This window comes from Bacillus paramobilis, from assembly GCF_038096195.1.
Lineage (GTDB): Bacteria > Bacillota > Bacilli > Bacillales > Bacillaceae_G > Bacillus_A > Bacillus_A mobilis.
Window position 1 is genome coordinate 449,088 of record NZ_CP151108.1, and the last position, 25,719, is coordinate 474,806.

General features: G+C 36.3%; 26 protein-coding genes, 1 pseudogene and 1 other annotated feature. Of the genes and pseudogenes, 13 read left to right on the top strand and 14 right to left on the bottom strand.

Annotated features, from left to right (window positions below; all coding sequences use genetic code 11):
• The first annotated feature begins 10 nt into the window (after window positions 1–10).
• The 3 genes from AABL52_RS02135 (at window position 11) to AABL52_RS02145 (ending at window position 3,054) form a co-directional block, all read left to right on the top strand.
• Window positions 11–1,192 (top strand): NupC/NupG family nucleoside CNT transporter, encoded by a 1,182-nt coding sequence (locus tag AABL52_RS02135; protein WP_000673855.1) that lies wholly within the window; start codon window positions 11–13, stop codon window positions 1,190–1,192.
• Between the two features lie 352 nt (window positions 1,193–1,544).
• Complete coding sequence (locus tag AABL52_RS02140; RefSeq protein WP_000706847.1) at window positions 1,545–2,726, top strand: NupC/NupG family nucleoside CNT transporter; 1,182 nt, start codon at window positions 1,545–1,547, stop codon at window positions 2,724–2,726.
• 94 nt (window positions 2,727–2,820) lie between these two features.
• A complete protein-coding gene (locus AABL52_RS02145) occupies window positions 2,821–3,054 on the top strand; it encodes a hypothetical protein (protein WP_341518836.1) in 234 nt (77 codons plus the stop codon).
• A gap of 25 nt (window positions 3,055–3,079) precedes the next feature.
• On the opposite strand, the gene AABL52_RS02150 is transcribed toward AABL52_RS02145, so the two are convergent.
• Window positions 3,080–3,586, bottom strand: a complete 507-nt coding sequence (locus tag AABL52_RS02150) for a ferritin (RefSeq protein ID WP_063261728.1) — start codon at window positions 3,584–3,586, stop codon at window positions 3,080–3,082.
• Between the two features lie 53 nt (window positions 3,587–3,639).
• A complete protein-coding gene (locus tag AABL52_RS02155; protein ID WP_000355762.1) occupies window positions 3,640–3,963 on the bottom strand; it encodes a MazG nucleotide pyrophosphohydrolase domain-containing protein in 324 nt (107 codons plus the stop codon).
• A gap of 88 nt (window positions 3,964–4,051) precedes the next feature.
• Here AABL52_RS02155 and AABL52_RS02160 point away from each other — a divergent pair, with 88 nt between their 5' ends.
• Complete coding sequence (locus tag AABL52_RS02160; protein WP_002081194.1) at window positions 4,052–4,615, top strand: TIGR00730 family Rossman fold protein; 564 nt, start codon at window positions 4,052–4,054, stop codon at window positions 4,613–4,615.
• Between the two features lie 119 nt (window positions 4,616–4,734).
• Window positions 4,735–5,001 (top strand): annotated as a pseudogene (locus AABL52_RS02165) (hypothetical protein); the annotation flags it as partial.
• A gap of 184 nt (window positions 5,002–5,185) precedes the next feature.
• Here AABL52_RS02165 and AABL52_RS02170 read toward each other — a convergent pair.
• The 4 genes from AABL52_RS02170 to AABL52_RS02185 form a co-directional block, all read right to left on the bottom strand.
• The gene (locus AABL52_RS02170) at window positions 5,186–5,383 is read right to left on the bottom strand and encodes a hypothetical protein (protein ID WP_000656330.1); all 198 of its coding nucleotides are present in this window, start codon (window positions 5,381–5,383) and stop codon (window positions 5,186–5,188) included.
• Window positions 5,384–5,697: 314 nt separating this feature from the next.
• A complete protein-coding gene (locus AABL52_RS02175) occupies window positions 5,698–6,192 on the bottom strand; it encodes a hypothetical protein (protein ID WP_341518837.1) in 495 nt (164 codons plus the stop codon).
• The gene (locus tag AABL52_RS02180; RefSeq protein WP_001041892.1) at window positions 6,162–6,602 is read right to left on the bottom strand and encodes a Dps family protein; all 441 of its coding nucleotides are present in this window, start codon (window positions 6,600–6,602) and stop codon (window positions 6,162–6,164) included. Before AABL52_RS02180 ends, AABL52_RS02175 begins: the two co-directional genes overlap by 31 nt.
• Window positions 6,603–6,813: 211 nt before the next feature.
• Window positions 6,814–8,247 (bottom strand): alanine/glycine:cation symporter family protein, encoded by a 1,434-nt coding sequence (locus tag AABL52_RS02185; RefSeq protein ID WP_341518838.1) that lies wholly within the window; start codon window positions 8,245–8,247, stop codon window positions 6,814–6,816.
• 410 nt (window positions 8,248–8,657) lie between these two features.
• Between AABL52_RS02185 and AABL52_RS02190 the strand changes: the two genes are divergently transcribed.
• From AABL52_RS02190 to nprB, 7 genes are all read left to right on the top strand, one after another.
• A complete protein-coding gene (locus AABL52_RS02190) occupies window positions 8,658–9,155 on the top strand; it encodes a cation:proton antiporter regulatory subunit (RefSeq protein ID WP_001026070.1) in 498 nt (165 codons plus the stop codon).
• Complete coding sequence (locus tag AABL52_RS02195; RefSeq protein WP_000380217.1) at window positions 9,156–10,355, top strand: cation:proton antiporter; 1,200 nt, start codon at window positions 9,156–9,158, stop codon at window positions 10,353–10,355.
• Between the two features lie 78 nt (window positions 10,356–10,433).
• Window positions 10,434–11,027 carry a DedA family protein gene (locus AABL52_RS02200; RefSeq protein WP_000900204.1) on the top strand — a complete coding sequence of 198 codons (594 nt, stop codon included), beginning with the start codon at window positions 10,434–10,436 and terminating at the stop codon, window positions 11,025–11,027.
• Between the two features lie 137 nt (window positions 11,028–11,164).
• On the top strand, window positions 11,165–11,599 hold the full coding sequence (locus tag AABL52_RS02205; protein ID WP_340421518.1) for a DUF3920 family protein: 435 nt from the start codon (window positions 11,165–11,167) through the stop codon (window positions 11,597–11,599).
• A gap of 112 nt (window positions 11,600–11,711) precedes the next feature.
• Window positions 11,712–12,122, top strand: coding sequence for a MarR family winged helix-turn-helix transcriptional regulator (locus tag AABL52_RS02210; RefSeq protein ID WP_000845463.1), 411 nt, complete (start codon window positions 11,712–11,714; stop codon window positions 12,120–12,122).
• A 51-nt stretch (window positions 12,123–12,173) separates the two neighbouring features.
• Complete coding sequence (locus AABL52_RS02215; RefSeq protein ID WP_341518839.1) at window positions 12,174–12,872, top strand: pirin family protein; 699 nt, start codon at window positions 12,174–12,176, stop codon at window positions 12,870–12,872.
• A 157-nt stretch (window positions 12,873–13,029) separates the two neighbouring features.
• Window positions 13,030–14,679, top strand: a complete 1,650-nt coding sequence (gene nprB, locus AABL52_RS02220; RefSeq protein ID WP_141524336.1) for a neutral protease NprB — start codon at window positions 13,030–13,032, stop codon at window positions 14,677–14,679.
• A 192-nt stretch (window positions 14,680–14,871) separates the two neighbouring features.
• Here the strand turns inward: nprB and AABL52_RS02225 are convergent, their stop codons facing one another.
• From AABL52_RS02225 to AABL52_RS02240, 4 genes are all read right to left on the bottom strand, one after another.
• Window positions 14,872–15,189 (bottom strand): metal-sulfur cluster assembly factor, encoded by a 318-nt coding sequence (locus AABL52_RS02225; RefSeq protein ID WP_000082521.1) that lies wholly within the window; start codon window positions 15,187–15,189, stop codon window positions 14,872–14,874.
• Window positions 15,190–15,307: 118 nt separating this feature from the next.
• Window positions 15,308–16,999, bottom strand: coding sequence for a methyl-accepting chemotaxis protein (locus AABL52_RS02230; RefSeq protein ID WP_341518840.1), 1,692 nt, complete (start codon window positions 16,997–16,999; stop codon window positions 15,308–15,310).
• Between the two features lie 224 nt (window positions 17,000–17,223).
• Complete coding sequence (locus AABL52_RS02235; protein ID WP_341518841.1) at window positions 17,224–18,918, bottom strand: methyl-accepting chemotaxis protein; 1,695 nt, start codon at window positions 18,916–18,918, stop codon at window positions 17,224–17,226.
• A gap of 413 nt (window positions 18,919–19,331) precedes the next feature.
• Window positions 19,332–20,150 (bottom strand): class I SAM-dependent methyltransferase, encoded by an 819-nt coding sequence (locus AABL52_RS02240; RefSeq protein ID WP_001072222.1) that lies wholly within the window; start codon window positions 20,148–20,150, stop codon window positions 19,332–19,334.
• 114 nt (window positions 20,151–20,264) lie between these two features.
• Window positions 20,265–20,535: a binding site (T-box leader), on the top strand.
• Window positions 20,536–20,585: 50 nt separating this feature from the next.
• Between AABL52_RS02240 and metG the strand changes: the two genes are divergently transcribed.
• On the top strand, window positions 20,586–22,220 hold the full coding sequence (gene metG / locus AABL52_RS02245; protein ID WP_341518842.1) for a methionine--tRNA ligase: 1,635 nt from the start codon (window positions 20,586–20,588) through the stop codon (window positions 22,218–22,220).
• A 42-nt stretch (window positions 22,221–22,262) separates the two neighbouring features.
• Here the strand turns inward: metG and AABL52_RS02250 are convergent, their stop codons facing one another.
• The 4 genes from AABL52_RS02250 to AABL52_RS02265 all read right to left on the bottom strand — a co-directional run bounded on the left by AABL52_RS02250 (window position 22,263) and on the right by AABL52_RS02265 (window position 25,719).
• Window positions 22,263–22,517: a hypothetical protein gene (locus AABL52_RS02250; RefSeq protein ID WP_341518843.1), complete on the bottom strand. Its 255-nt coding sequence runs from the start codon at window positions 22,515–22,517 to the stop codon at window positions 22,263–22,265.
• Window positions 22,518–22,588: 71 nt separating this feature from the next.
• Window positions 22,589–23,491, bottom strand: coding sequence for an EamA family transporter (locus AABL52_RS02255; protein WP_341518844.1), 903 nt, complete (start codon window positions 23,489–23,491; stop codon window positions 22,589–22,591).
• A gap of 139 nt (window positions 23,492–23,630) precedes the next feature.
• Entirely contained in the window at window positions 23,631–25,076 is a 1,446-nt protein-coding gene (locus AABL52_RS02260; RefSeq protein WP_336182252.1) for a sensor histidine kinase, read from the bottom strand.
• Complete coding sequence (locus AABL52_RS02265) at window positions 25,054–25,719, bottom strand: response regulator transcription factor (RefSeq protein WP_002145008.1); 666 nt, start codon at window positions 25,717–25,719, stop codon at window positions 25,054–25,056. Before AABL52_RS02265 ends, AABL52_RS02260 begins: the two co-directional genes overlap by 23 nt.

The following is a 25,719-nucleotide window of genomic DNA, read 5'->3' on the forward strand; positions in this document are numbered from 1 at the left end:
GATTTTATTAATGAAGTTTGTTATGTTTCTTGTAGGATTGCTCGTTGTATTCGTACTCGGTTTTCTTATAAGTGCCGATCGAAAGAAGATTAAGTATAAACCAATCGCAATCATGCTTGTTATTCAGCTAGTGTTAAGTTATTTCTTATTAAATACGCAAGTTGGTTATATTTTAGTAAAAGGAATTTCAGATGGATTTGGCGCGCTGCTTGGATATGCGGAAGCTGGAATCGTTTTCGTATTTGGCGGTCTTGTTAATAAAGGAGAGGTTTCATTCTTCTTAACGGCGCTATTACCAATCGTATTCTTTGCCGTTTTAATCGGAATTCTGCAACACTTTAAAATTTTACCGGTATTTATTCGTGCTATTGGTACGTTGTTAAGTAAAGTCAATGGTCTAGGAAAACTAGAATCATATAACGCAGTAGCAGCTGCAATTGTTGGGCAAGCAGAAGTATTTATTACAGTAAAAGATCAATTAAGTAAAATCCCAAAACATCGTTTATATACATTATGTGCATCTTCCATGTCGACAGTATCAATGTCAATCGTTGGTTCTTATATGAAAATGATCGAACCGAAATATGTAGTAACAGCACTTGTATTAAATTTATTTAGTGGTTTCATTATTATTCATATTATTAACCCGTACGATATTACAGAAGAAGAAGATACACTGAAATTAGAAAATAAGAAAAAACAATCATTCTTTGAAATGTTAAGCGAATATATTATGCTTGGTTTCACAATCGCGATCACAGTAGCGGCAATGTTACTTGGTTTTGTAGCATTAATTACAGCAATCAATAGCTTGTTTGATTCCATGTTCGGTATTACATTCCAGGCTATTTTAGGATACATTTTCTCACCATTGGCATTCGTAATGGGTATCCCGCAAGCAGAGATGGTAACAGCGGGACAAATTATGGCAACAAAATTAGTATCAAACGAGTTTGTTGCGATGCTTGATCTTGGAAAAGTAGCTGGTGACTTATCAGCTCGTACAGTTGGTATTCTTTCTGTATTCCTTGTATCATTTGCGAACTTCTCATCAATCGGAATTATTGCAGGTGCAACGAAAGGTATCGATGAAAACCAATCAAATGTTGTATCATCATTCGGTCTACGCCTTGTGTACGGTGCGACATTAGTAAGTATTCTATCAGCGATTATCGTTGGTGTTATGTTATAAACAAAGATGGCCCTAGCTCATAGCTAGGGTTATTTTTTATGGTAAATTTGCATGAAAAAACCAATTATTTAGGAATATATTAACATATAAAAATCTTTTAAAATTTATATTGCATTTCGATTAGATAACGCTTACAATTTGATTTGTAGGTGGTATCAATTTCAGACCTTCAAATATGGTAGGAGAGAAGAAGCTACCTTTTATAAATTGCAATTTATGTAAACGCTTACTGATTTTAGATAACAGTTGAATAGTATTTAGGGGTTTTGAATTTTTTTAACATCAATGGTCAGACGTCATTCGTTATACGTTATACGACCAATAACTCGTGGGAGAAGTGGAGGATTCACATATGAAAATAGTAATGTTCCTAGTCGGTTTACTTGTAGTGTTTGTACTAGGGTTCCTTATCAGTTCAGATCGTAAGAAAATTAAATATAAACCAATTGCACTTATGCTTGTCATTCAATTGGTACTTGCGTATTTCTTACTAAATACAAAGGTCGGATTTGTGTTAGTAAAAGGGATCGCAGATGGGTTTGGCGCTATTTTAAAATTTGCGGAAGCAGGGGTTAATTTCGTATTTGGTGGTCTAGCAAATGATGGACAAGCACCATTCTTCTTAACAGTATTATTACCAATTATTTTCTTAGCAGTACTAATTGGGATTCTGCAACACATTAAAGTATTACCGATTATCATTCGTGCAGTCGGTTTCCTATTAAGTAAAATTAACGGCTTAGGAAAACTAGAATCATATAATGCAGTAGCAGCTGCGATTGTTGGTCAAGGGGAAGTATTCATTACAGTAAAAGATCAATTAAGCAAATTACCGAAAAATCGTTTATACACACTTTGTGCATCTTCCATGTCGACAGTATCGATGTCAATCGTCGGTTCTTACATGAAAATGATTGATCCAAAATATGTAGTAACAGCACTTGTATTAAACTTATTCAGTGGATTCATTATCGTTCATATCATTAATCCATATGAAGTAAAAGAAGAAGACGATATTTTAGAATTACAAGAAGATAAAAAACAAACATTCTTTGAAATGTTAGGCGAATATATTATGCTTGGTTTCTCTATCGCTGTAACAGTAGCGGCGATGTTAATCGGTTTCGTAGCATTAATTACAGCAATTAACGGTGTATTCGATTCAATTTTCGGAATCACATTCCAAAGCATTTTAGGATATGTCTTCTCACCATTAGCATTCGTAATGGGTATTCCAACATCAGAGATGCTAACAGCAGGACAAATTATGGCAACGAAATTAGTAACGAACGAATTCGTTGCAATGCTTGACCTTGGAAAAGTAGCTGGTGATTTATCAGCTCGTACAGTAGGTATTTTATCTATCTTCCTTGTATCATTTGCGAACTTCTCATCAATCGGAATTATCGCAGGTGCAACGAAGAGTATCGATGGCAAACAAGCAAACGTTGTATCTTCATTCGGACTAAAACTTGTATACGGTGCAACGTTAGTAAGTATATTATCAGCGATTATCGTTGGGGTTATGCTTTAATAAAACGGTAAAGAAGTCGTTTGTCTCTCGCCTAGAGGGATGAACGACTTTTTTTGTTTTGATATGATAAATAGTGTGGAGAGGGGGAATTAGGGTGAAAGAACAGGATAGTTTGAAGGAATTTGATGAGGTTATAGATAACATTAATCGTTTAACTGGTGAAGATGCTAGAACCTTTTTGAAATTCATACATGGATATTTAAGTATAGTAGAAGAAGGCGATGGGACGTTTGCTCATAGTAACTTTGTTGAAAAGGTTTCAAGTTTTTATAAGAAGGATTTGGCTAAGATTATTAATCTGAGAGAAGAGATCAAAAAATCACCTTAATACATTCATTAAGGTGATTGAAATACTATTCAGCTGGAGGCGTAAATGTACGTTTCTCTAATTCAGCATCTAGCATAAATAGTGCGTTTGAATCGCTTGTAATACGTTTTAATTTTTGGATGATGCTATCGAATGAAGCTTCTTCTTCTACTTGCTCATCGACGAACCATTTTAAGAATGTAATTGTTGCGTGTTCACGCTCATCCCAAGCGATATCAGATAAGTTGTAAATACGCTTCGTTACTTCACGCTCGTGCTCAAGTGCGACTTCAAAAGCGTTCAGTACAGATTCATATTCGTTATTTGGATTATCAAATCCAGTAACAATAGCGCGCTCACCGCGGTCGTTAATGTAGTTGTAAAGCTTCATTGCGTGGAAGCGTTCTTCTTCAGCTTGTACAAGGAAAAAGTTAGCGAATCCATCATAGCTCTCCGCCGTACAGTAAGCAGCCATTGCCATATAAGCGTGGGCAGAGTAAAATTCAAAGTTCATTTGATCGTTTAATGCGTCGTGCAATTTTTTAGATAACATAAAATCCCCCTTAGTATTGTGACAAGAATATTATACCATAATTGATAATATTCTCATTTGGATGTCTCGAACCTTTTTGAAAGCTTTGTGACGTGTGCTTCCATAATGTCTTGTAAATCTAAATCATATTTTTGTGAAAGAATAATAAGATTAGATAGTACGTCACCAAGTTCTTCTTTTAACTCTTGTTTTAGCTCTTCTTCTGTTTTCGCGTCTTCATCAGGGCGATCACGGCCGATTTCAATGGCACGAACAACTCGTGAAACTTCCCCAACTTCCTCTGTTAAGAAATTTAAGCGAATAAAGGAATTATACTGTGACCAGCTTCGTTTTTCGTAAAATTCCTCCACCCATCTTTGAAATGCGACGATATCCATTTCTTCCTCATCCCTTCAATATGTTGTACAATATTCATTGTATCATAACAATATATAGTTTCGGGGTGTAGGGATGAGAAAGATTTGTGTGTTTGCAGGTTCCAACTTAGGGGAGAGACCAGAATTTAAAGAGCAAGCAATAGCGTTAGGAAAAATGTTTGTTGAGAACGATTATGAGCTCGTATACGGCGGTTCATGCGTTGGATTAATGGGAGAAGTAGCAAATGAAGTTCTTCGTTTAGGCGGGCGTGTAACAGGTGTTATGCCGCGCGGTCTATTCCGAGGAGAAATTGTACATACAGGGTTAACGGAACTAATTGAAGTAGAAACGATGCATGAACGTAAAGCGAAAATGGCAGAGCTTGCGGATGCCTTTATTGCATTACCAGGCGGATATGGAACGTTTGAAGAGCTATTTGAAGTTGTATGTTGGTCACAAATTGGTATACATAATAAGCCGGTTGGTTTATTGAATATAAAAGGCTTTTACGGACCAATCCTGCAAATGGTTGAACGTGCAGCAGAAGAAGGGTTTATGAACCCATCTAATAAAGAGTTGATTGTTTCAGCTGAGACGGCAGATAAACTAATTCATGAAATCCAAAATTACGAGCGTCCTGTTTTAGGAACGAAGTGGAAACAGTTATCATAATACAAAATTATAGAGATTTTTGGAAACACATGTCATTTTATCTTGAAAAGGCATGTGTTTTTTAATTTGGTTAAATATATTAATGTTGAGATATAATGTTTTTGGAAGAGGAGAAACAGATGGAGGAGTTTGTGTATTTACGTCCTGTTTTTAAAAGTATATTAGCAACATCCCTTCTTGTTATGCTAATTGTTTCAACACAGAAAAAAGAGCTAATTAATGAATTTTCGCTTTGGTTTATCTCGATATTATGTATCGGTGTTTCTGCGATAACGTTGTTTATGTCTGGGTTTATCGTCGATGAGTATAATTTAGGTGGAGATGCACAGAGTTTTAGCATGTTTATTGCGATTGGTTGTATTAGCGGTTTGAATTTTATTATTTATCCCGCTTTAATGGGCAGTAAGACCCCCACCTCAAAATTCAGCGAAAGCAAAGAAGTTAGGTGGGGGATCAACTGCCCATAAAAGTCCGATTGGTGAGGGCTGATAATCAGTGGGGGATGAACAAAACCCCCACTGATTAAAGTTTCACTTTATTATAGACGGCAATAAAAGAAGGCATTCCGTATTATTTTGGAATGCCTTTATCACTTTGATTACTTTGTTTTTTATACAGGTACCAGCCACCCCAGCCGCCACCAATTGCTACAACAACGAGGAAAGCATAGTCTTTCACCTCGACACGTATATTGAAAATATTAGCTATAAGTAAGACAATCCCAACTGTTATTAACGCAAAAAATGCTCTAATTAAGTAGTCTTTCAACTGAACCACTCCCGCCATTTAAGTAGTAAATGATGAATATGGAAAAGCTTTTGGGTCTATTTTACTAAAAGGTGTTACCTATATTTTAACATAAAAGGGATTGTAATATATTGATAAAAGTAGAGGAGAGGGGCGCTGATATTGTCGTGATTTGTCGGTAAGTCGATATCCTGTGTCGAATCGTCGATATAATGAAAAAATCGTTGATATAATTTCATGTATCAGCATGTGCAATCCCCTCATAGAAAAAAGCGACTCTGAACGAGCCGCTTCCGCTTTAAGTATTATCCAGCTCCGGTGACTAGAACAGTCGGTCATTTCGCGCCTTCCTGTGAGGCAAAAAGCGCCTCTTCGTCAGGAGCTCCAATGCCCTTTTGTTCTGAGCAAGTCACCTCCGCTTTTAAGTGATATCCAGCTCCAGCGGCTAGAACAGTCGGTTGTTTCACTCCTTCATTCGAGGCAAAAAGCGCCTCGTAATCAGGAGTTCCAACACCCTCCTGTTCTGAACGAGCCGCTTCCGCTTTTAAGTGATATCCAGCTCCAGCGGCTAGAACAGTCGGTTGTTTCACTCCTTCATTCGAGGCAAAAAGCGCCTCGTAATCAGGAGTTCCAACACCCTCCTGTTCTGAACGAGCCGCTTCCGCTTTTAAGTGATATCCAGCTCCAGCGGCTAGAACAGTCGGTTGTTTCACTCCTTCATTCGAGGCAAAAAGCGCCTCGTAATCAGGAGTTCCAACACCCTCCTGTTCTGAACGAGCCGCTTCCGCTTTTAAATATATTATTGATTCAAGAACGCGCGTAGCATCCAAGCGTGTTTTTCTAGTTCTGTGTAGATGCCTAGTAGTAGGTCAGATGTCATTTCGTCGTCAGAGTTTTGAGCAATTTCCATGCCTTTTTTCAGTTCGACTAGCATCATTTCGTAGTCTTTCATGATTGCTTCAACCATTCCTTCTGCAGTTTCTCCGTAAGCTGCTTCTTGAATAGTAGAGATTTCTAGGTATTCTTTCATAGTCGCTACTGGTTTACCACCGATTGCTAAAATACGTTCTGCAATTTCATCGATGTGAGTAGCTGATTCTGTGTATAGTTCTTCGAATTTCTCATGTAATGTGAAGAATTGAGGTCCTTTTACGTACCAATGGAAGTTGTGTAATTTTGTGAATAAAACGCTCCAGTCTGCTACTTGTTTGTTTAATACTTCGATTACTTGTTTGTTCATTATGATCAATCTCCTTTTGAGTTGTTATGTTATATCAATTACTAATTTATAATTATTATAATCTAGTAATTTGTATAAATCAACCCTTTTGCTGGAATTAATTTGAACAAATTATGAACTGTTATAAATAAAAATCCCTATTACTGTTGAGTAATAGGGATTTTGTTTGATATAGCTCTTGTTCTAAACGAGCCGCTTCCGCTTTTAATTATTATACAGCCTTTTGCTTCTCTTCTATATCCTGTCCATCCCAGCACTCTGTATTCTGTAAGCCAGGGATAGAACTTGCAACGAAGACAGGGTCTTTTCCTTGTTTCTTTTGCTTCATATAGTCTACTAATGCTGCGTAGGCGAATTTGCTAAGGAATGAGATGGCAATTAAGTTTGTGAATACCATTAGTCCCATGAATAAATCAGCTAAACTCCAAACTGTTTGAAGGGCAGCGATTGATCCGAAGAATACCATTCCGACAACTGCAACGCGATAAATCATTAACCATGTTTTGCTTTCTTTAATGAATGCGATGTTTGTTTCACCATAATAGTAGTTCCCTAGTAAAGAACTGAAAGCGAATAGGAAAATAATAATCGCTAAGAAAGTGCTTGCCCACGGTCCGATTTGTGAACTTAATGCTTGCTGTGTTAATTCAATACCTTGTAAATTTGTTCCTTTGTACAGTCCAGAACATAATACGATAAATGCTGTTGATGTACATACTAAGAATGTGTCTACGAACACTCCTAATGCTTGAACAAGTCCTTGTTTTACAGGGTGAGATACATCTGAAGTTGCTGCTGCATTAGGAGAGCTACCCATACCGGCTTCTGTCGCGAATAGACCGCGCTGAATTCCGAACTTGATTGCTGCTCCAATACCACCAGCGATAGCTTGGTCTAAACCGAATGCACTGTTAAAAATTTCTGCAAAAATACTTGGTAACATGGTGAAGTTGTTAATAACGACAAAAATAGCCACACCAATATAAATGATTGCCATTGGAGGAACAATTATTTCTGTAATACGTGAAATGCTCTTAATACCACCAAAAATAATAACTGCCACTAATAAAGCTAATAGAGCTCCTACGAGAGTGCGCTCTAGTCCAAAAGCATTTTCAAATGCTATTGTTACTGTGTTTGCTTGTACAGAATTGAAAATTAATCCGTACGCAACTGTGATAAGCAGTGAAAACCAAACACCCATCCAGCGTTTGTTTAATCCTTTTTCCATGTAATATGCTGGCCCACCACGGAACCTGCTTCCATCTTTTACTTTATAAATTTGCGCGAGCGTACATTCTACGAAACTAGTAGCTGCTCCAAGGATAGCGATAAACCACATCCAAAATACTGCGCCAGGTCCACCCATTGAAATGGCTAATGCTACACCAGCTAAGTTCCCGATACCGATACGTGCTGCTGCACTTAAGCAAAATGCTTGGAATGGAGAGATGCTATCTTTCTTTTTTTCTTTCCGATTAAACCCTTTACTAATTAAACCGACCATCTCACCGAAATGAGTAATTTGGACAAACTTCAATTTAAAAGAGAAATAAAGACCGAAGCCGATTAGCATTGCAATAAGAATATATGACCATAAAATATTATTCGTTACCTCAAGGAATCTGCTAAAGATATCAACCATATAATACACTTCCTTTTTTCCGTAATAAGAAAATTATATGCAAAAAATATATGAGAATCAATTTTTCTAAAAAATTATGTGACATAAACATATTTTGTGTTATGATTATGTTACATCGTAATATTTTTAGAATTATTTACATTTTAAAAAACTAAATGTAAAGCAAGAAAGAGGGGATAATTTGAAAGAAGAAACTTTATTGAAAGTAAGCCTTAAAAGTTTGAAAATGAGAAGTAATATATTTTTTATCATTACATCTTTAAGTATCTTTTTAGGAGCCACTTATTATTACAATAAAAGATTTCCAACTCACATGTATCCTGAATGGTTAGGATTTCTAAAGTTGATTGGATGAATAAAAGACAGAAAAACAGAAAATTTAAATAAAAAATGTTGTGGAGGAGCTAAATATGAATATTAGAGAAAGTGAACTTCCAGGTATTGGCTATAAGTTTCAAATCGTTACGAAAGGTAACGAAAAGATGGTGATTGTCATTCATGATGATGGACGTAGAGAAATGTATCATTTTGATTCAGATCATGAAGAAAGTATCTCAAGTATTTCATTACGTGACTCAGAGGCAAGACAAATTGCAGCAATATTAGGTGGAATGGTATATAAGCCTAGAGCATTAGAAAATGTTGAGATGGTCTTTGAAGGTTTAGCAATTGAGTGGTTCAAGGTGGAGAATGCAGCTCCGGCACTTGGAAAAACAATCGGTGATCTTGAAATAAGAAAAACATATAGCGTAACGATCATTGCAGTTATGAAAAAGAATATGAAAAAGCTATTTAATCCAGGGCCAGAAACGGTAATTGAAGAAGGCGATATGCTTGTAGTTTCAGGTGAGAGAGACGAAATTAAAAAGATTATTAATGAGTTACTTTCGAATAGGGGGACTGACTAGATGGATACGTTAATTTTTGAAGTTGGTACAGCGTTAGTGTTAGTTGCAATTGCAGCAGTAATTGCTGGAAAGTTTAAATTCTCAGTAATTCCGTTTCTAATTGTTCTTGGGATGTTAGTGGGACCACATGCGCCGACAATAGGTGTTATCGATTTCAAGTTTATTGAAAGTGCAAGTGTCATTTCCTTCCTTGGACGGATTGGGGTTCTGTTCCTTCTGTTCTATCTAGGACTAGAGTTTTCGATGAAAAAACTAATTAAATCTGGACGTTCTATTGCGATTGGCGGAACAATCTATATTTTAATTAACTTTTCACTTGGCTTATTATACGGATTTATAATGGGATTCCCTTTACTAGAAATCTTAATTATTGCGGGTATTATTACGATTTCTTCTAGTGCTATCGTTGCTAAAGTGTTAGTGGATTTAAGAAGAACTGGTAATAATGAGACCGAATTAATTTTAGGAATTATTATGTTCGAGGATATATTCCTTGCTGTATATTTATCAGTTGTATCAGGTTTAGTTCTAGGAGATCATGCTTCCTTCCTAGGTGCTCTTACTTCAATTGGAATTGCTTTAGGATACATGCTTCTATTCTTTATTGTAGCTAGAAAGGCAACGCCGTTATTAAATAAATTGCTTAATATTAGCTCAGATGAAATTTTCATTATTGTAGTATTTGCTTCGTTATTCTTTATCGCAGGATTTTCAGAAACAATTCACGTTGCCGAAGCAATTGGAGCACTTCTTTTAGGATTAGTTTTCTCTGAGACAGAACATAGTGACAGAATTGAACATCTCGTTGTTCCATTTAGAGACTTTTTCGGAGCTATTTTCTTCTTCAGTTTCGGATTAAGTATTGATCCGTTTTCATTAGGCGGAGCGATATGGTTAACGTTAGGTGCTGTCCTTCTTACAATCATCGGTAACTTTGTTGCAGGGATGATTGCAGGGCGACAAGCTGGATTATCTCATAAAGCGTCAACAAATATTGGATTAACAATCGTTTCAAGAGGAGAATTCTCCATCATTATGGCTAATATCGGTATCGCGGGTGGTTTAATGTCAGTACTGAAACCATTCTCAGCACTATACGTGCTTATACTATCGATTTTAGGTCCACTTCTGACGAAAGAGTCAAAGAATGTATATAAATTTTTAAATAAAATCTTTAAGTGGGATACAAAGGCTAACTAAATTTAAAAAATAAAAGTACGAGATATTTCCTGCTTGTACTTTTATTTTTTGCAATGAAACAGTAAAGAGAGGTACATGATGTTAGGAGAGTTGATTCATTCTGTTTTAGTTTTTCTAGAAGGGCTTGGTTATTGGGGGATTATGCTTGGATTAATGCTAGAGGTTATCCCAAGTGAAATCGTATTATCTTATGCAGGTTATTTAGTATCAACAGGAAGTATTACATTTTGGGGCGCTGTCGCGTTCGGTACAATTGGTGGTGTAATTGCACAACTATTCATTTATTGGATTGGTCGATATGGAGGAAGACCTGTTCTTGAGCGATATGGCAAATATATTTTAATTCAAAAGAAACATATTGATTATGCTGAAGCTTGGTTTAATCGTTACGGAACTGGTGTTATTTTTACTGCTCGTTTTATTCCTGTGGTGCGTCATGCTATTTCGATACCAGCGGGTATTGCAAAAATGTCACATGCTAAGTTTATTACGCTAACTACATTAGCTGTTATTCCATGGTCAATTGTATTTGTATATTTAGGTTTTAAATTAGGAACAGAGTGGGAAAGTATTAATAAAGTAGCTGGGCCATATGTGAAATACTTTGCACTTGCTGCTATTGTTTGTGCAATTGGTTACTTTGTATTAAAAAAAATGATGAAAAAAAAGTGATTACGGAAAAGGGATCTATGTCGACATAGATTCCTTTTTTATTGGCATTTTTTCAAGGATGAAAGAATACGTTTAATATTTACCATATTGTGGCATACATATAGAAAAAGGGTGCTTGGAAAGGGGAATAAAGAGAAATGGAACTCCAGTTTCAAAATGTATATCAACAGGTGGAGAATTGGTATGTGTTGGATTCGGAGCTTCCTTGGGATGTCAAAAGGCTTAGAGCTGATTTGTTTTCATTGATTGAAGTATGTAAAACGCCAGTTATTTTTTGTGATACGTGTGATGCGAATCATGTGCTTCTATCGTTAGGAGAAGAAGAAGAGGAATTTTTATTCCCAGTAGGTGGTTTTTATCATAAAGAAAAACAATTAATTTTTGTTTGTATGTGGGAAGAGTATGAGCAAGTGCTCAAAACACTACTGCATGAATTTCGCCATGCGATGCAGCATAAGAGCGAAATATTGTATGTTGGAAGTGAATTGTACGAAGATAGATGGATTGAGAAAGATGCGAGGAAGTTCGCGGAGAGGAAGTTAGATGAATATAAAAATAGAAAGTTAATGTAAAGCATAGTGGAGAAATGGCACTGTGCTTTCTTTGTTGTTTACTATAAGTAAGTGATTGACTTTTATAAAGTTTAGTTCTAAACTATTGGTATGAAACGAGCGAGGTGATAGAATGAAAACAGAAGATAGACTCGGATTACTATTATGGTTTCGTTTATCACGTTTTTATAACAAAAGTATTCGTGAGACGAATCAGCATTTGAAAGAATGGAATGTATCTGCCGCTCAGTTTGATGTACTGGCTCAAGTTGGAGGGCATAATCGTCTAACGCAGCAAGAGCTTGGAAATAAACTATTTGTTACGAAGGGAAATATCACGCAGCTTTTAAATAAAATGGAGCAGCTAGAGTGGATTCGTCGTGAACAAGAAGGTACTACAAAATATATTTCGTTAACAGAAAAGGGAAAAGTTTTATATGAAGAAATCGTCCCGCCTCAAGAAACGTTCCAAGCGGAGCAGTTTCAAAATTTAAATGTAGAAGAACAACATCAATTATTACAATTACTAAAAAAATTACAGTGAGAAAAAGTTTTGAAATAAATCTCGAATTCGAGATAATATGAGGTGAAGGATATGTTTAGAAAAGTTGATCATAAAAATATGGGAAGAGCAAATCACGGTTGGTTAAATACACATTTTCATTTTTCCTTTGCGAATTATTATAATCCTAATAACATGAACTTCGGTGCATTGCGTGTAATTAATGATGACCTAGTAGCGGCACAAACTGGTTTTGATATGCATCCGCATCGCGATATGGAAATCATTTCGTACGTTGTAGAGGGTGCTTTAACACATGAGGATAGCATGGGGAACCGCGGAACAATTGAGCGAGGACATGTTCAATATATGAGTGCTGGCACAGGTGTATTCCATAGCGAGCATAATTTAGGAAATGAAACACTACGTTTATTACAAATTTGGATTTTACCAGATCGTGCGGATCATAAACCAAAATATGGTGAGTTTACATTTGATTGGAGCAAGCGTGAAAACGAATGGTTTCATATGGTATCTCCACTAGAAGGAGAGGCGCCAATTCAAATTCACCAAGATGCGAATTTATATTCTTTATCGTTAGATGCTGGAAAAGAAATTCATTTTCCTGTGAAAGAAGGTCGTCAATTGTACCTTGTACAAATTGAAGGAAGTAGTGTAATAAATGGTGAAAAGCTTGTTATGCGTGATGCAGCAGAAGCGATAGAAGAAGATATTCATATTGAAGCGAAAGAGCAATCACACTATTTAGCAATCGAATTGAAAAGACAATAGAACGTTTATGAAAAAGAGGACACCCGATAGGATGTCCTCTTTTTTTGAGTGGAATTGTCAGAAAAAACTTTCTCAATATTTAGAAAAAGGTATTAGCCCGGAAAATAAGAATTGTATAAAAGTGTCAAAAATCTTTATGGGAATGGGGAATGTTATAGTGAAAAAGCAAGTCATTTCATCAGCATTAGCGTTAACTGTTATAGCCGGGGGATTTGGAACATTTGGAGCAACGACAACGAAAGCGGAAGAACAAAAAATTCAATATCATCAAGAATTTAAAACACCTGCATACATAGGTGAAGAATGGAAAGCACCGGAAGGACTAGATAAAAAAGAGACGGTCTTTCAATATTTAGAGAGTAAGAAAGATATGTTTAAATTAGCAGGAAATATTGATAAACACTTCAATGTCGTTGGGGAGGAAAAAGATGCTGAATCTGGTACGACACATGTGAAGTTAGTTGAGAAGCATAATAACATTCCTGTGTATGGTTCAGATCAAACTGTTACACTTGATAAAGAAAATAATGTAAAAGCATTCTTCGGACAAGTTATTCCGAATTTAGAGGATAAAAATATTCCTGCGTTTGCAAATATTAGTGCAGAGCAAGCTGAAACGATTGCAAAGGCAGATATTGAGAAGGAAATTGGTAAAGTAAAGAATTATGACGGTGTGAAAAAAGATTTATTTGTGTATGAAAAAGATGGGAAGTACTATCTTGCATACTTAGTTAAAGCATCGATTTCAAAACCAGCGCCAGGATACTGGCATTATTTTGTTGATGCAACGAATGGAAATGTGATTGAGAAATATAACGCTGTAGATCACATTACAGGATTTGGTTACGGCGTATTAGGCGATAGACAATCATTTGAAATTGCTCAAGATGAGAAAACAGGAGCGTTCAACTTGTTTGATGGTAAACGAGGACAAGGTGTTCATACATTTGATGCAGAAAATATGGATGAAAACTTGTTTAACTTATTCTCACAATGGCTTGGATACACAGGAGAAGAAGTTGAGAGTAAATCTAAGTTCTTCGAAGATAAAGCAGCGGTTGATGCGCATGTAAATGCAGGGAAAGTATACGATTACTACAAAAAGACATTTAATCGTAACTCTTTCGATGATAAAGGTGCGAAGCTTATTTCTACTGTTCACGTCGGTGAAAGCTGGAATAACGCAGCTTGGAACGGTATTCAAATGATGTACGGTGATGGCGATGGAAAGACATTCATTCCGTTATCTGCTGGGCTAGATGTTATCGGTCACGAATTAACGCATGCTGTAACTGAAAATACAGCAAACCTTGTTTATAAAAATGAGTCAGGTGCGTTAAATGAATCGTTATCTGATATTATGGGTGTCATGGTTGAGAAGAAGAGCTGGGATTTAGGTGCTGACATTTATACACCTGGAAAACCTGGTGATGCACTTCGTTCTCTGAAAGATCCAGCATCTATTCCAAATCCATTAAAACCAGGTGAAGGTTACCCAGATCATTACAATAAACGCTACACTGGAACAGCTGATAATGGCGGCGTTCATATTAACAGTAGTATTAACAATAAAGCTGCATATTTAGTGTCTGATGGCGGAGAGCATTACGGCGTGAAAGTAACTGGAGTAGGCCGTGAAGCGACAGAAAAAATTTACTACCGTGCTCTTACGAAATATTTAACTGCAAACTCTGACTTTAAGATGATGCGTCAAGCTGCTCTTCAGTCAGCTGAAGATTTATATGGTAAAAACTCTAAAGCTGTACAAGCTGTAACGAAAGCTTATGATGCAGTAGGCATAAAATAATAAGAGAAAAAGACCTGACTAGGATGTCAGGTCTTTCTTTATCCCGCTTTAATGGGCAGTAAGACCCCCACCTCAAAATTCAGCGAAAGCAAAGAAGTTAGGTGGGGGTCGGGCTGCCCATAAAAGTCCGATTGGTGAGGGCTAATAATCAGTGGGGGATGAAGCCCCCCACTGATTAAAGTTTCACTTTATTTAGTCGCGAATACCTAATGCGATTTTCGCCATACGTGACATGCGTTCTTTAGACCAGGGCGGATTCCAAACGACATTTACTTCTATTTCATTGACTTCAGGTACGTTCGTTGACAATACTTTTTTAACGTCTGATACAATTTGCCCAGCCATTGGACAACCGATAGAAGTCATCGTCATTGTAATGACAGCATTATTATTTTCATCTGCTGTAACGTCATAAACTAATCCAAGATTGATAATATCAACACCTAGTTCAGGGTCAATAACAGCTTCTAAGTTTGCATATAACTTTTCTTCAAATGCTTGTTGTGACATGTGTAGCACCCCCTGCATAATTAATGATATCGATTCTCATTATAACGGAAATGTGCATAATGTGCAGGAAATGAGCTCAAAAAAAGATCCCTTTTGGAAGAGGGATCTTTTTTAAAGGCTATTCAGTTTTGAAGTGAGATACGAGTTGATCTAATTCTTCAACTGTTTGTTTCATTTGTCTAGCGGTTTGTGTCATCTCATTCATCGTAATGACTTTTTTCTCAGCAGATTGTGCTGTTGCCGCTGTTTCACTAGATACTTCAGTCGAAATAGAAGCGATGTTATTCAGTGAAGCGTTCATCTCTTCAGCGCTTGCAGCCATTTCCTCAGCAGTTGCTGAGATGTCTTGCATTTGAGTAGATACTTTATTTACTTGTTCCACAATCGTTGTGAAAGAATTGCCAGCTTCACGAATGACATGAATGCCTTCAAATGCTTCAGAACGACCTTGTGACATCATAGAACTTGCAGTTTCAGTATCTTGTTGAATTTGATGTAGCAATTGGTTAATATCTGTTGCCGCTGTTTTAGATTGTTCAGCAAGTTTTCGAACTTCGTCAGCTACGACAGCGAAACCTTTTCCTTGTTCGCCAGCACGAGCTGCTTCGATAGATGCATTTAAAGCAAGTAAGTTTGTTTGTTCCGCGATATTAGAAATAGATTGTACAGCTGTATCAATGTATTTCGTATGTGTGATTAGACGTTCGACCACTTCTGACGTAGCATTTACCGCGTCGTGTATCGTTGTCATTTGTGAAACAGATTTTTGAATAACTGAACTTCCGTCGTTAGCCTGTTCAGATGTAGATACAGCAAGTTCAGTTACAGATGAAGCAGATTCAGCAATACGCTGAACGCTTACTGTCATATCGTCCATTGCAGTTGAGCTTTCTTCCATACTAGAGGCTTGCGATTGAATATTTGCATTTAAGCTAGACATCGAGCTTTGAACTCTTATTGTCGCCTCGCGTGATATATTCGTCTTTTCTAGCATATGTTCAGAAGCGTTTTGTACTTCTACGGATGTTTTTTGAACACGATTGATAATATGTTGTAGGTTTTCTAACATTGTATTAAATGATGTTGCGATTGCACCAATTTCATCATTACTATTTACTTGCAGGCGGGCTGTTAAGTCACCTTCTTGAGATGATAATTCTTTTAGTTTACTATCAATTTGTTGAATTGGTTTAACAAGTTTACCAGAGAACCACCATGCAAGAATGATAGCTACGATAATACAAATAACAAGTGATAAGAAGACAACATATTCGATTTGTAGTGAAGATTGATCAATTTTTTCGATAGATTGATCACGTAACTTAGCTTGCTCATTACTGTAATTTGTGAAGTCCCCAATTACTTTATAAACAGTACCATTTTCTGCATAAGCTACTTGTAAAGCCTCTTCCCACTTTTGTTCTTTTGCAAGAGTGAAAACTTTTTCTTCAATAAATTTTCTCCAAGTCGATCCGGATTCCATTGTATTTTTCACAGATTGAGAAATGTTAGGATTTGAAAGAAGCTGCTCTTTCGTATCTTCAAGAAGTTTACTCATCTCATTAAATTTGTCTAATTCAACTTGATCACGTTGTAATAAATAACCTCTTAAAGCAGAGAGTTGTACTTGATAAGCGTCCCCACGCTCTTTTAATTGTGTTGCTAGAGGAGAAATTTCTTTTTGTAATGCTTCAGCTTGACGAGATTGGTCAATAGCAAAAAATAAAATAAGAGCTAAGGCGATGCCAAATAAAGCGCAAATCGTTCCCATCATGAACATTAGTTTTTTTCGAATGCTAATAAAATTCATATGATAAAAAGCCTCCTTGTGAAATCTTAGTATTAGAATTAATAAATGTAAAAAATTGAAAGAAAGCTTTACTCCGACTGGAATAAAGCTTTCTTCTTTCCTTTAGGAATTATAGCAGACGGAATGAGAGATAGAAAGAGATATTTTAAGGTGAAAAAAGAGAGATTGTAAATCTCTCTTTTTAAAAATTTAGAGCTCATAGAAGTATACAGGAAAGTTTCGCTTTAAATGTTTGTTTTGAAATGAGAAACGAGAACTTCAAGTTCTTGTACAGTCGTTTTCATTTCAGACGCTTTTTTAGCGACGACACTCATTTTGTTTACTTGGTCACCAGCTGAAGTTGCTGTTTGTGATGTTTCGGAGGCAACTTCATTTGAAATAGAAGCAATGTTATTTAAAGCTGCATTCATTTCTTCAGAACTTGCGGCCATTTCTTCAGCAGTTGCAGACATTTCTTGCATTTGCGTAGAGATTTCGTTAATGTGGTTAACAATTTCTGAGAATGAAGATCCAGCGGTACGAATAACTGTAATTCCTTCAGAAGCTTCTGACTGACCTTGTGTCATCATTTCATTTGCTATTTTTGTGTCAGCTTGAATTTGATGAAGTAAATGGTTAATGTCAGTTGCTGCTAGCTGAGATTGTTCAGCAAGTTTGCGTACTTCATCGGCAACAACGGCGAATCCTTTTCCATGTTCGCCAGCACGTGCTGCTTCAATTGAAGCATTTAAAGCGAGTAAATTCGTTTGTTCCGCGATATTAGAAATGGATTGAAGTGCAGTATCAATATGATTCGTATGTGTAATGAGTCGTTCTACTACTTGTGATGTAGCGTTAACAGCTTCGTTAATGGTATGCATTTGTGTAATAGATTTCTCAATGACTTTATTCCCACTATCTGCTTTTTCAGCAGTTGTAACAGCTAGGCTAGCAACAGAAGAGGCAGATTCTGCAATACGCTGAACACTCGTTGTCATATCATCCATTGCAGTTGAACTTTCTTCGATGCTGGAAACTTGTGAACGAATGTTGTGTTCAAGGGCATTCATAGTTTCTTGGGTTTTTGCGGTATTTTCCATAGACGTAGTTGTTTCGATAAACACATTTTCAGACGCTTCTTTGACACTTGTGGATGTTTGTTGCACTTGTTTTATAATACGTTGTAAATTAGCGAGCATTTGATTAAAGGAATTGGCGATATCACCAATTTCATCTTTACTTGTTACGTGCAATCTAGCAGTTAAATCGCCGTCTTGAGAAGCTAATTCTTTTAATTTCTCATCAATTTGTTGTATCGGTTTAACAAGTTTACCAGAGAACCACCATGCTAATAAAATAGATGTTAACGTACATGTAATGAGTGAGAAGAAAATAATATATTGAATAAGAGATGAAGAAGACTCTACGTCAGCAATTAATGCGTCACGTTTATCATTTTCTTCATTTGTATATTTAGTAAAGCGACTTAAAAGGTCGTTTACATAATCGGTTTGAGCTAAAGCAATTTTGGATGCTTCGTCCCATTTTCCTTCTCGAGCGAGAGGGAGGACTTCATTATCTATGACGCTTCGCCATTTTCCTCCCATTAAAATCGCTTCTTTCATTCCTTCTGGGAGTTTTTTATCACTTGTTACTTTTTCTCTAGTATCAGCTAGTTTTTTTCCTTCTCGGTTGAATTTATCCAGTCCTTTTTGATCATGTGATAGTAAATATTCTTGTAAACCAGCAACTTGTGCTTGGAACCAATCGCCACGTTCTTTTAAAATCGTTGCTCTTTTTGATACATCATTTTTTAATGTTTCGACTTCATTGGCTTGATGCATGGCGAATGAAAGAATAACAATAAGAGCAATGCTAAATAAGGAACAAATACTTAAGAGTGTGAAGAGTAGTTTTTTTCGAATGCTAACATATTTCATCGTTACCCCTACCTTTTAAAAACTATTTATTATAATTTATAAATATCATGAACGACATTAATAAAAACATTATTATGAAGTTATTAATCTGTTCAATGAAAATTATAGCAGATAATGGAATATGGCAGATTCATATGAGTAAATGTTCTTAAAATGTATACATTTGTATATCAAAAAAATCATAAATAAAAATGAGAAATGCTATTGAAATTTGAAATAACATCATGTATACTTCTAATTAGTTGATAACGATTATCACTATCAACTATAAACATTACTCTTCGTTATGTTGGTCATACCCCTTTTTGACGACGTAAGTCAGAGACGAAATGTTGAAATATCTTGTGTCCTATTCTACAGAATTATGGTAATCTCCAACCTCAACTTATATGCGTGAGCATGCAAAAAGGATCCTATCCGTGAAGGGATCCTTTTTTGCATGCTGTCGCAATTAATGTATATAAACCGGGCACACGTTCTTCAATTCCTTCCGGTGCAGTAGAAGGGAAGACCCACCTTTGATGACATCCGTGTTCTTCAACTAGTTTTTCAATTTTAAAATGTTCTTCCGCAAGTGTTGAAATAATTTCTCCTAGCGTCCAGCGACGGATGAGCGTTTTAGGTAACGATTCTTTCTGCGCTTCTGTAAGAAGGATGCTATAAGCAACATCATCTTCAATTAATTCTTCATCGAAGTAATTTCCATTGGCCCGAAATGATGGGTGGTCTACTCCTAATAATTTCGTGTAAACAGGATGATAGTCACGAAGGATAAGCATGCCATCTCCTTTAAGCAAGGTAGCAATTTTTTGAAAGAGCGGTTTTAAATCTAAAAAGTAATGGAGTACACCAAGTTCCAGCAATACGATATCGAATGATTCGGAGAGCTGTACATTTAATACATCAGAAACGACATACTGGATAGAGACACCTGCTGCTTCGGCAAGTTCATTTGCATATTTTGCATTACTTGCTGAAATATCAACAACTGTTACGTCAGCCCCTAAAAGAGCTAGAGCAACGGCTTTATTTCCTTTTGACCCGAGTAAATTAATAATACGTTTTCCTTTTGGAGATTGTATGTAAGGTAAATAGTGATCTACCTCGCGCGCGGGATCTGCCATAAGCTTTTTCGCATAATCGGCTGGCGCCCCGTGGCGATTCGTCCAAGCTTCATAAGCAGCTGCATTCCAGCTTTTTTCATTATGTTTACTTAGTTGTTTTTGATTCAATCGAATCACTCCTTTTGTGAACGTATAGTTATTCTGTGTGAGAAGGGGATTTCCTTTTCTTTTTGAATTAAAGTTTGATTTTTCTGCAATTAGGTCGTAAAATACGTGTTATATATAAAAGCGTTGAAAAGGAAAAGTAGAATGAAATCATTCTGTCCAGAGAGCTTCGGTAGCTGAGAAGAAGCAAGAATATTCATTTGAACAATGGCCTTTGAGCTTCGTCCTGAACTTATCAAATGATAATAGTAGGCGGCGACGAGAGTTGGTACTCGTTATCAAAATCACAGTATAAGAGCATATAGCTCCGTACTTGTTAAGGCTAGTTATGTGAGTAATTGGCGAAATAAGGTGGTACCGCGACTGTTTATACAGCCCCGCCCTTATCTTTTTAAGATAAGGGCGGGGCTTTTTTATATTTAAAAGGAGGAATGTAAGATGAGTATTTTTATTGGAGGCGCTTGGCCGTATGCAAATGGTTCGTTACATCTTGGACATATTGCGAGTTTGTTACCTGGAGACATTTTAGCACGTTATTACCGGGCAAAAGGTGAGAATGTGTTGTATGTTTCGGGAAGTGATTGTAATGGAACACCGATTGCAATTAGGGCAAAACAAGAAGGTGTGACGGCGAAGGAAATTGCTGATAAGTATCATGAAGAGTTCCAGCGATGTTTTCGTAGCCTTGGTTTTACTTATGATTGCTATACACGTACAGATAGTGAGCACCATCATGAAACGGTTCAAAATGTCTTTTTACGTTTATTAGAAGAAGGTTATATTTATAAAAAAACAGTGGAACAAGCGTATTGTGAAACGTGTACGCAGTTTTTACCTGATCGTTATGTAGAAGGAGTTTGTCCACATTGCCATGAAGCAGCAAGAGGAGATCAATGCGATGCGTGTTCAGCTATTTTAGATCCACTTGATTTGTTAGAAAAGAAATGTAAGTTATGTGGTAGTACGCCATCCGTACAGGAAACAGAGCATTTCTATTTCGCATTGCATACATTTCAGGAGCAAATTAAAAGGGCTGTAGAAACTGCAAAACAAACAGGAGCATGGCGCGACAATGCGATTCAATTAACAGAGAGGTATGTTAAGGAAGGATTATTAGATAGGGCCGTATCACGTGATTTACCAATTGGGGTACCAATTCCAGTAGAAGGGTATGAAGATAAGAAAATTTACGTATGGATTGAAGCAGTGACAGGATATTATTCGGCGAGTAAACATTGGGCTGAAGAAGCAGGGAAAGATGATCAAGAGTTTTGGGGTAAAGAAGCGAAAACATATTATGTGCACGGAAAGGATAATATTCCGTTTCATTCCATCATTTGGCCAGCGGTATTGCTTGGAATAGGAGAAGGAGCTATTCCGCGTCATATCGTTTCGAATGAATATTTAACAGTTGAAAAAAGAAAATTATCTACAAGTAAAAACTGGGCAGTGTGGGTGCCAGACATATTAGAACGATACAATCCAGATTCCATTCGTTACTTTTTAACAGTCAACGCACCAGAAAATCGTGATACTGATTTCTCGTGGCGTGAATTCATTTACAGTCATAATAGTGAATTATTAGGTGCATACGGGAACTTTGTGAACCGGACATTAAAGTTTATTGAAAAGTATTATGGTGGTACTGTACCGAAGGGAAGTATTGATGTAGAACTGAAAGGTAAAGTAGAAGGATTATATAAAAATATTGGAGAGGCCATTGAGCAAACTACATTTAAGGTGGCGCTAGAAACAATATTTGAGGCAGTACGTTTTGCAAATAAATACTTTGATGAGAGGCAGCCGTGGAAACAACGAGAAGATGATCCAGTTACATGCGAAGAAACGATTTATAATTGTGTGTATCTTATCGCTAATTTTGCAAATCTCCTTGAACCATTTTTACCATTTTCAAGTGAAAGAGTTAGAAATACATTATCGATTGTGAAACGAAATTGGGAGCCTCAAAACACGTTGCCGAATAGAATTGATAGTATGCAGCCGCTATTTGAAAGAATTGATGTAAAACAAATTGAGCATGAGGTAGAAAAGTTATATGGAGCGGTAAAGTGAGATAGAGAAAAAGACCTTTCAAATACATGAAAGGTCTTTTTGTTATGCAGTAGGATTCTCTTTCTTATCCTTTAAGAAGAAAAGAACAGGAAGGATTATGAGAATAATAGCTGCAATATTATATGTTGTTTTGAATGTAGTATTAAAGTTTAAGTACTCTACTAAAGGAGTTTTGACTGCCCCAGCATATATACAAATGGGAATGAGGAGCAAATCGTAAAAATTCTTTTCTTTCATATATCTTATTAGGAAGAAGATACATATAATAGCAAAAAAGGCTACGCTTAAAATAGTCATTTATACCTCAAATAGATTTAAAATTATACCGTATTGTAACTGTATTTACATTTATATAAAATTTTCTCTTTTCATGCACTATGCACGCTACTATGTTTCTTTGCTTTCCTAGCTGCAAGCAGCTGAGGAGTAAAAATTCCAAGTAGTATAAAGATGATCCCAATCCACTGCATGAAGGTTACGACTTCATGTACAAGTGTAATAGAAGCGATAATGGCCGTGGGTAATTCAGCTGCTCCTAGTATTGTACTAAGTCCTGTTCCGACTTTTGGTACGCCAATTGAAAAACAAATGACAGGTACGACAACGCCGAACAATCCGAGGAAGAAAGCGTATTTCCAAAGACCGGCTTGCAGGGCACCATCCGTTAAAAAGGTTGGCGGGAAGAATAGGCATACGATAAGAGTAGCGCTTGTTGTCATAAGGAAGCTTTTCGCATAAGGCGGAACTTCTGTAGCAACGCGCCCGCTTGCAAACACATAGAATGAAAAAGAGACAGCGGCTAATAAACCAAAGATAATACCTTTCGTGGAAAAGCTTTGTCCGAGACCTTCAAAGACACCGCCTGCAAACAATGTACCAGTAAATAAAATAATGATAGATATAACTTTCTCACGGCTTGGAAATGTTCGATTTGCAATTGCTTCAATGACTACACCAATCCATGTGAACTGGAAAAGTAGGACAACAGCGATAGATGCTGGTAGTTCTTCTACAGAGATAGCGTAGAAGATACCAGTCATACTCATTGTTGTGCCAACTGTTAGTAAGGAAAAGAATTGCTTTTTTGTTACTTTATGACGTGAAGCGAAAAGAACGAGCAGAAGAAGCCCGATCCATCCGAAGACATATTGTCCCCCTAATAGTTGATGTGCTGAAAATCCATCAATGAATCCGAGTTTGAAAATAGTTGAAAGTACACCGTAGCTACAAGCTCCGAATAAAACGAGTAATGAATATTTAAATTTTTCCATGAAAATCCTCCTTTTACATAATAAAAAACGCCCGCTATCCAAATAAGGATAACGGGCGAACGAAACAGAGTAAGATACTCTACAAAATTCCGCCACTCATACGAAGTATGAATTTGGGGTATGAAATTGTAGTAGGTTTTTACATTGCTTTTGGGAATACAATAGAACATTTTACACCTTGAGCTGTGTTTTGTATCCCATAAGGAAACTGATGTTTATCTAATATTTGTTTTACAATATATAGCCCAAGGCCACTACCTTGCACTAATCCGTGTTTGCCAGGATTTGCGCGATAGAATGGCTCAAATAAATGGGCAAGTTTATCCTCATCAATTTGTGAACCTGTATTTAATACTTCTAATGCGTAACCGTTTGGCTTTTCATAAAGCTTTATATAGACATGCTGATGGTCAATTGTGTAATGAATTGCATTTGAAATAATGTTAAAAATAGCAGTTTGAATAAATTTAGGATCAGCTAAAATTTGTACATCTTGCTTAATGTTAGATTGAACATTTAATTGCTTTACAGATACAAAGTAATCTACTTTTTTCATAACATCCTCAATAATAGAAGTTAATGAAATAACTTCTAAATTCGGTTTAAATTGAGGGTTTTGTATTTTGGATAATTCTGACATCTTTTCCGTTAATATGTTAATATCTTGCATCATCTCATAGGAGCGTTTTAAATATTTATCTCTATCTTTATAAGCACCAATTCCGTGAATCATGCCATCGAGTTGTCCCATAACTGCCGCGATTGGTGTTTTTAATTCATGGGATACCATAGACATAAATTCTTTACGAGATTGTTCTAACTGTTGTTCCTTTTTAAGCTCATTTCTTAAATCTTGATTGCTCGCATGTAAATTCTTCACAATATTTGGGACCTGTGAAGCAGCTACTTGTAAATTAAAATCAGTTTGGTCTGTATTTTTGTTAAGTGCTTTTTTATCTGAGAAATCAATATTCATAATATCTTTTAAAGCATCGCTCATATATTGAAAAGGTTTGGCAATTAGTTTTGTATAAAGTAAAGATCCGAGTAAAGATAATGCAAGCATTGTCGCGCCAATATGTGGAGCTAATTGCTGCAGTGCATCTGCTAATTTTGGATGATCTTGTGCATCATTTGTTTTACTGGCTGCATCTTGTTTATGTAAGGCATCATTAGTAGCGACTTGCTTTTCCGTTTCTATAGGTGGAGCAGAAGTGCTATTTTTTTTCGCAATATTTTGGGTATGTTGTTCTTTTGCTTTTGCAGTTTGGCTAGGCTGCAAAAGGTGATTTATGGCTGTAGAGAGTGCTTTATAATCTATAATAGAAGGTTGGAAATTGGAAATCAAACTCTCTGAAACAGCCTTACTTTGATTCGTTTTACTTTGGTCATTTTGTTTGTCTGAATCCGCTTGTTCTGTAGACAGCGCTCCATTTTCTTTTGCAAAACGTTCTTTATCGTAGTTTGAAGCTAGAAAATAAATAATTTGATAAAGACAAAGTGATAAAAGAATACAAAATAATAAGGTTTTGATGAAAATATTTTTGGTGATGTTGTCTGTGCTACGATTCGATTTTGTAGCCAATGCCTTTCACCGTTTTAATATAAGGAATCCCTAATTTTTTCCTTAAGTTTTTAATATGTGTATCTATAACTCTTACATCACCATAATGTTCATAGCCCCATACCTTATTCAGCAAATCACTTCTTGATAATACTTTTCCACGATTTTGCAGTAAAGTATAAATAATTTCAAATTCCTTTGTTGTTAATTCAATTTGATTACCATGAACATAAGCGGCATATGCTGTAGAATTTAACATCAATTCATGGAATTGTAGTATAGTTGCAGTTTCTGCTTCCTTCGTTGCTGCCCTTCTTAATACAGCTTCTACACGTTTAATAAATACGGTGTAATGGAACGGCTTTGTAATATAGTCATCAATACCTAATTCAAATCCTTTAATTTCACTTTCTTCATTATGTAAGCCTGTTAACATAATGATCGGTACATCAGATTGTCCTCGCATAATTTTACAAATACTATAGCCATCTATATCTGGTAACATCACATCAAGGAGGACAAGATCGTATGAATTCTTTTGGAAAAGAAGTATACCTTCTGTTCCAGCGCCAACGACATCAACGGTAAAGTTTTGTGCCATTAGAAATTCACGAATCAGTTCTTGTATATCTGGGTTGTCTTCAATCACCAGTATATGCGTCAT